Origin of the sequence: uncultured Succinivibrio sp. (assembly GCF_902756765.1) — a bacterium.
In the GTDB taxonomy this organism is placed as follows: Bacteria; Pseudomonadota; Gammaproteobacteria; order Enterobacterales; family Succinivibrionaceae; genus Succinivibrio.
On the sequence record NZ_CACVSS010000156.1, the window covers coordinates 1 to 4,144 of the forward strand.

Below are 4,144 nucleotides of genomic sequence, written 5' to 3' on the forward strand. Positions count from 1 at the left end.
TAAATCTCACAGCATTCCAAGTGAGATTCTGTATGCACTGATGCCTTGGAATATGGATCAGGCAAAATAAAGGTCAGAGATTTATTTCTGACCATTTACGAGATTTATTTCTGACCACTTACAAAATTATAGACTTTATAAACAATTTATAGATTTATAAAAAACAGTTATTAGTCCCGGCGATAAAAGAAAAAGTATGAATTTAGAGCATTAAAGTGCATTTTTGGTTGAAGGTTGTACAGGGGGTGATTTATTGCTTGATTTTTTTTCTGTGTTCTTCTATTGAATTAGTCAATACTAGAAAAAAACTGTATAAAACTCATTATATTTTTAGCAAAAAAAATCCAGTGCCGTAAAAACACTGGATAAAGGTAAGATAAAACTTAACAAATTTTAAGCACCAAAAGATTTGGTAAAAGGCAGTTAACTGCTCTTGCCAGAATATCAATCTAACTACCCTCGAGAAGCAGTATATAAAAATAAACAAAGTTCGTGAAATACTAAATTTCAATAGCTGGCTATAGGGTGGGCCTATAGCTGAAGGAGTAGGATTACAGGCCATGAGAATGGTCAAAAAAAAAGAGTACACTCTTTGCACTCTTTTTCTAATTTTTTGCTTTTTTAGTTTATCCAGCGTTTTTTTAGATTGTGTCCTAGGAAGATTGAGCCAACAACTACTGCAACAGCAAAGAAAACAGCTGCAATATTACTCCATGACTCAAAACTGTGGGTATTAATTAAAGAGAAAACCATTACTGCGCAGAATCCAAAAGCTAACACCTTTAAAAGTCTGCATACAATATCAATAAAATCTCTCCCAAAAATATCATCACTTCTCATTTGTACACCTCCAAAAAAATTCGGGTAGCGTCAAACTACAATTTCATTTTATCATTTTAAGAATGTTTTAAATGTATAAAATATTAACTTTGAGATTAATTCCTAAAACTTCAAAATTTGTTAATAACAACTTGAATATTAAGATAATTATCTCTATAAAAATATGCTTTTTTATGGTGAAAAACTTGCACAATCCTAGCGCAGAGCGCTTTCTTAAGAAGCTACATTTGTAGTAAAAATTTCAGTATTATCTGGGCGCGTAGTACTTCTAAAATGTCTGTTTAAATTTTTTCCTAAAAAAGATGTGATCTATGTTAGTTCTGAATAGTTAGATTTTTATGAGGATAATTGATTGGGAAATTTTTGATATCTTTAATTTCATGATGAAGAAAATGACGGTTCGGAAAAAAGTAAAACTGAACCGTCAGGTTTTCTGCGTCTATCTGGCTACCGGAATCTTTGGAATTACCAGAGTTGTAACTGCTGCAGTAGTAATGAAAGCTGCGACTGCATACATGACGTATTCGATTCCGAAGGCATCTCCCAATTTACCCACAAGAGGCGCAATCAGTCCGCCAAAGCTCATGGATAAGCCAATGGTAAAGCCGGTTGCCATTCCAACATGGTGACACAGGAATTTCTGTCCGATTACAACAGTAGGTGACATTCCTGTGAAGAACAGTACTGAGAATGGTATTAAAAGCAGTGTTGCCAGCATTGGACTTGAGGTGAAGGTAAAGCTTACGATGAAAGGTACAGACAGCAGTGAGCTTATGGTTACCATCTTATTGAAGCCTATACGATCGGAGATGGTACCGCCAAAATAGGTGGCAACAGCTCCGCACAGACAAACCATTCCGTTTAAGAGAGTTGCAAGTTCATCTGAGATGTGAAGATTATGCATATAGTAAAGTGATAAGAAAGCCATGAAGGAGAACCAGCCGGCTGATCTTAAGAAGAGTACACATACGAGAATAACAAAGCCTCTGACGTTTTCCTTTTCATCGGAATCTGCTTTAGCTTTGGCAACCTTTTTCTGCTCCTGTCTGCAGGCAACCACATAGTAGCGGTTTTTGAGCGTGTAGATAATGATCATGATAAGACCAGGTACACACATTGCCAGAGTGGCATTCAGTCCAAAGAGAATATATAAACCTGTAAAGTAGAAAGGTCCTGCAGCCATACCGGCATTTCCTCCAACCGAGAAAATAGACATGCTCTTACCAAGCTTTGCCTTGCCAAAGGTATTTGCCATCTTTCCTCCTGCAGGATGGAATATAGCGCTGCCAAGTCCGTTCAGACAGACAAGAGAGTAGAGCAGGATCTGATTTTCAACCAGGCCTATGAACATAACGCCGCTGAAGGATAGGGCAATGCCCAGACTCATCAGATATGGTCTTGGTTTTGAGTCGGCAAGATTACCTGCAAAAGGCTGTACCACTGCATTTAAAATGGTGTTGGCCATCATCAGCATGGCTACAGCGGAATAGGAATCAAGCTTTCCGGCCTGATACATGTATGCAAGGATGATAGGAAGAGAACCGTGAGAGATATCGGTTGCAAAGTGTCCTAGCATAAAAAGAAAATTTTCTTTAGGGGAGTTTAGATTCAAAATACTTTCTGCACAAGGCAGACCTCTGTTTATGGATACGCCAAAATGGAGATTATTATAGACCTTACGTGCCTCATTCGAGCTTTGATGTGAAAAAAAAACATCAGTAATAAGACAAAGAATGGTTTGAGAATTCGGTCACTATGAAGAGGTCATATTTCCTTTAAGGCTTTTGGTATATGACGTTACAGTTAAGAAATAATCTTTATCAGTTCCTCGGAACCGGCGTCTTTTAACAGTTTTCTAAGAGCTGCTACTTTCATTGTTTTTTACTCTCAATCACATAAATATTCGTCAATCATCCTGTGTGTTATAACAATGAAATGTATATCAGACATTGGTCAGTAAAATTTTTGAATAAAACTTTAGTAGTAACTGTTTGATTTCAGATCACTTTCTACTAATTTATGGTCATCATAAAATTATATATTTAATTTTCAACGACTTTTTGCTTATTTTGCGATTAAAGGATCATAACGATCGGTAGTATTTTCATCAACGTGACTTAAGGATCATCAGATCACATAAAGACTTTTATTTTTTCATCAGATGCCTAGAATATAAGGCACAGGAATATGGCATCGCTTGACGATTTTGATGATGACAACGAACAGGTAACAGCTGAGCTTGGGAATCTGGGATTAACAGCAGCAGGATTTGATTATTTTGACCTTGAGGAGCCAATAGAGTTCTGCATAGGAAAGATAGGTTCCCATGTTAGGTTTAAGAGCTCAGAGATTGTAAAGCTTCTATGCTGTCAGGTACTGAATGTACCATATCAGTCACTGTATGGAACTCAGGAGTTTTACAGAAATCGTCCATTACAGACTCTGATAAATCGTAAGGATGTTACCTTTGAGCAGCTGGATAGAAATGTTCTTTCAAGAACTCTGGATGCCATCGCTGAATTTGGTCCAGAGAAGCTGTTTTTAAGATGCTCTGCAAAGGTAGCAGATAAACTTGGGCTCAAGGTAGAGACAATCATCCAGAGCTGGGACAGATAAATGAGCTGATGCTGTGTGAAGAACTGAGTAAGCTGCCAATATTTGAAACCTGTGTCAGTGGACATGTATCCGATAAGACCAGTTTCAGGAATGTCATTACTGACTATTGGGACAGTATCAAGGCTCAGTTTAAGGATTTACGTTATCTTACAGGAGACAGTTCCTTATGTACTTCTCCTATAGCTAAGGAAGCAAAGGCACATGGCATTAAAATGGTAACCCGTATTCCTGACAAGAATGACGAGGCTACAGCCTGCAGAAAGATGTTAAAGGCTCATCCTGAAGAGCTTGTTCCTGTGGATGAGAACAATCCTGAAGGAACTAAAGCCATGTGGTGTGGTGAAGGTAAACTTGGAGATGAAACCGTAAAGAAACTGCTGGTTTCTCAGCTGAAGAAACTCTGGACGCAGCCCTGCAAATGTAAGGCTGATGCTGAACAGGAATTAAAGAAAACCACAGCCAAGCTTAAGCTTGTAAAGCTTACTGATGCTGGTATTAGCTATGAGGAAGTACAGAAATACACTCATAAAGGCAGACACGGTAAGGATGAGCAAAAGGTAACTGTAGCTGTTAAGGTTAGAGCTGAAGTTGAGCTTGATGATACCGCCATAGAGCAGAAGATAAAAGAAGATACCTATTACGTCATCTGCACCAATGATGTTGAAAGAAACTGGACTATGGCAGAGCT

At 38.0% G+C, this 4,144-nt stretch carries 4 protein-coding genes; 2 read left to right on the forward strand and 2 right to left on the reverse strand.

Features of this window, described 5'->3' with window-relative positions:
• Positions 1–621: 621 nt before the first annotated feature.
• Both QZU45_RS11830 and QZU45_RS11835 read right to left on the reverse strand, forming a co-directional pair.
• Positions 622–840: a hypothetical protein gene (locus QZU45_RS11830; RefSeq protein ID WP_074841424.1), complete on the reverse strand. Its 219-nt coding sequence runs from the start codon at positions 838–840 to the stop codon at positions 622–624.
• 439 nt (positions 841–1,279) lie between these two features.
• The gene (locus tag QZU45_RS11835) at positions 1,280–2,416 is read right to left on the reverse strand and encodes an MFS transporter (RefSeq protein ID WP_295355548.1); all 1,137 of its coding nucleotides are present in this window, start codon (positions 2,414–2,416) and stop codon (positions 1,280–1,282) included.
• 611 nt (positions 2,417–3,027) lie between these two features.
• Here QZU45_RS11835 and QZU45_RS11840 point away from each other — a divergent pair.
• Together QZU45_RS11840 and QZU45_RS11845 are read left to right on the forward strand one after the other, a co-directional pair.
• Entirely contained in the window at positions 3,028–3,456 is a 429-nt protein-coding gene (locus tag QZU45_RS11840) for a DUF4277 domain-containing protein (protein ID WP_295355550.1), read from the forward strand.
• Positions 3,457–3,464: 8 nt separating this feature from the next.
• Positions 3,465–4,144: hypothetical protein (locus tag QZU45_RS11845; RefSeq protein ID WP_295355552.1), on the forward strand; the 680-nt coding region annotated here is incomplete at its 3' end.

What these genes read in the sequence shown, in the direction of transcription:
- QZU45_RS11830 (WP_074841424.1), bottom strand. Translation starts at nt 840, where the DNA reads ATGAGAAGTGATGATATTTTTGGGAGAGATTTTATTGATATTGTATGC.
- QZU45_RS11835 (WP_295355548.1), bottom strand. Translation starts at nt 2,416, where the DNA reads ATGCTAGGACACTTTGCAACCGATATCTCTCACGGTTCTCTTCCTATC.
- QZU45_RS11840 (WP_295355550.1), top strand. Translation starts at nt 3,028, where the DNA reads ATGGCATCGCTTGACGATTTTGATGATGACAACGAACAGGTAACAGCT.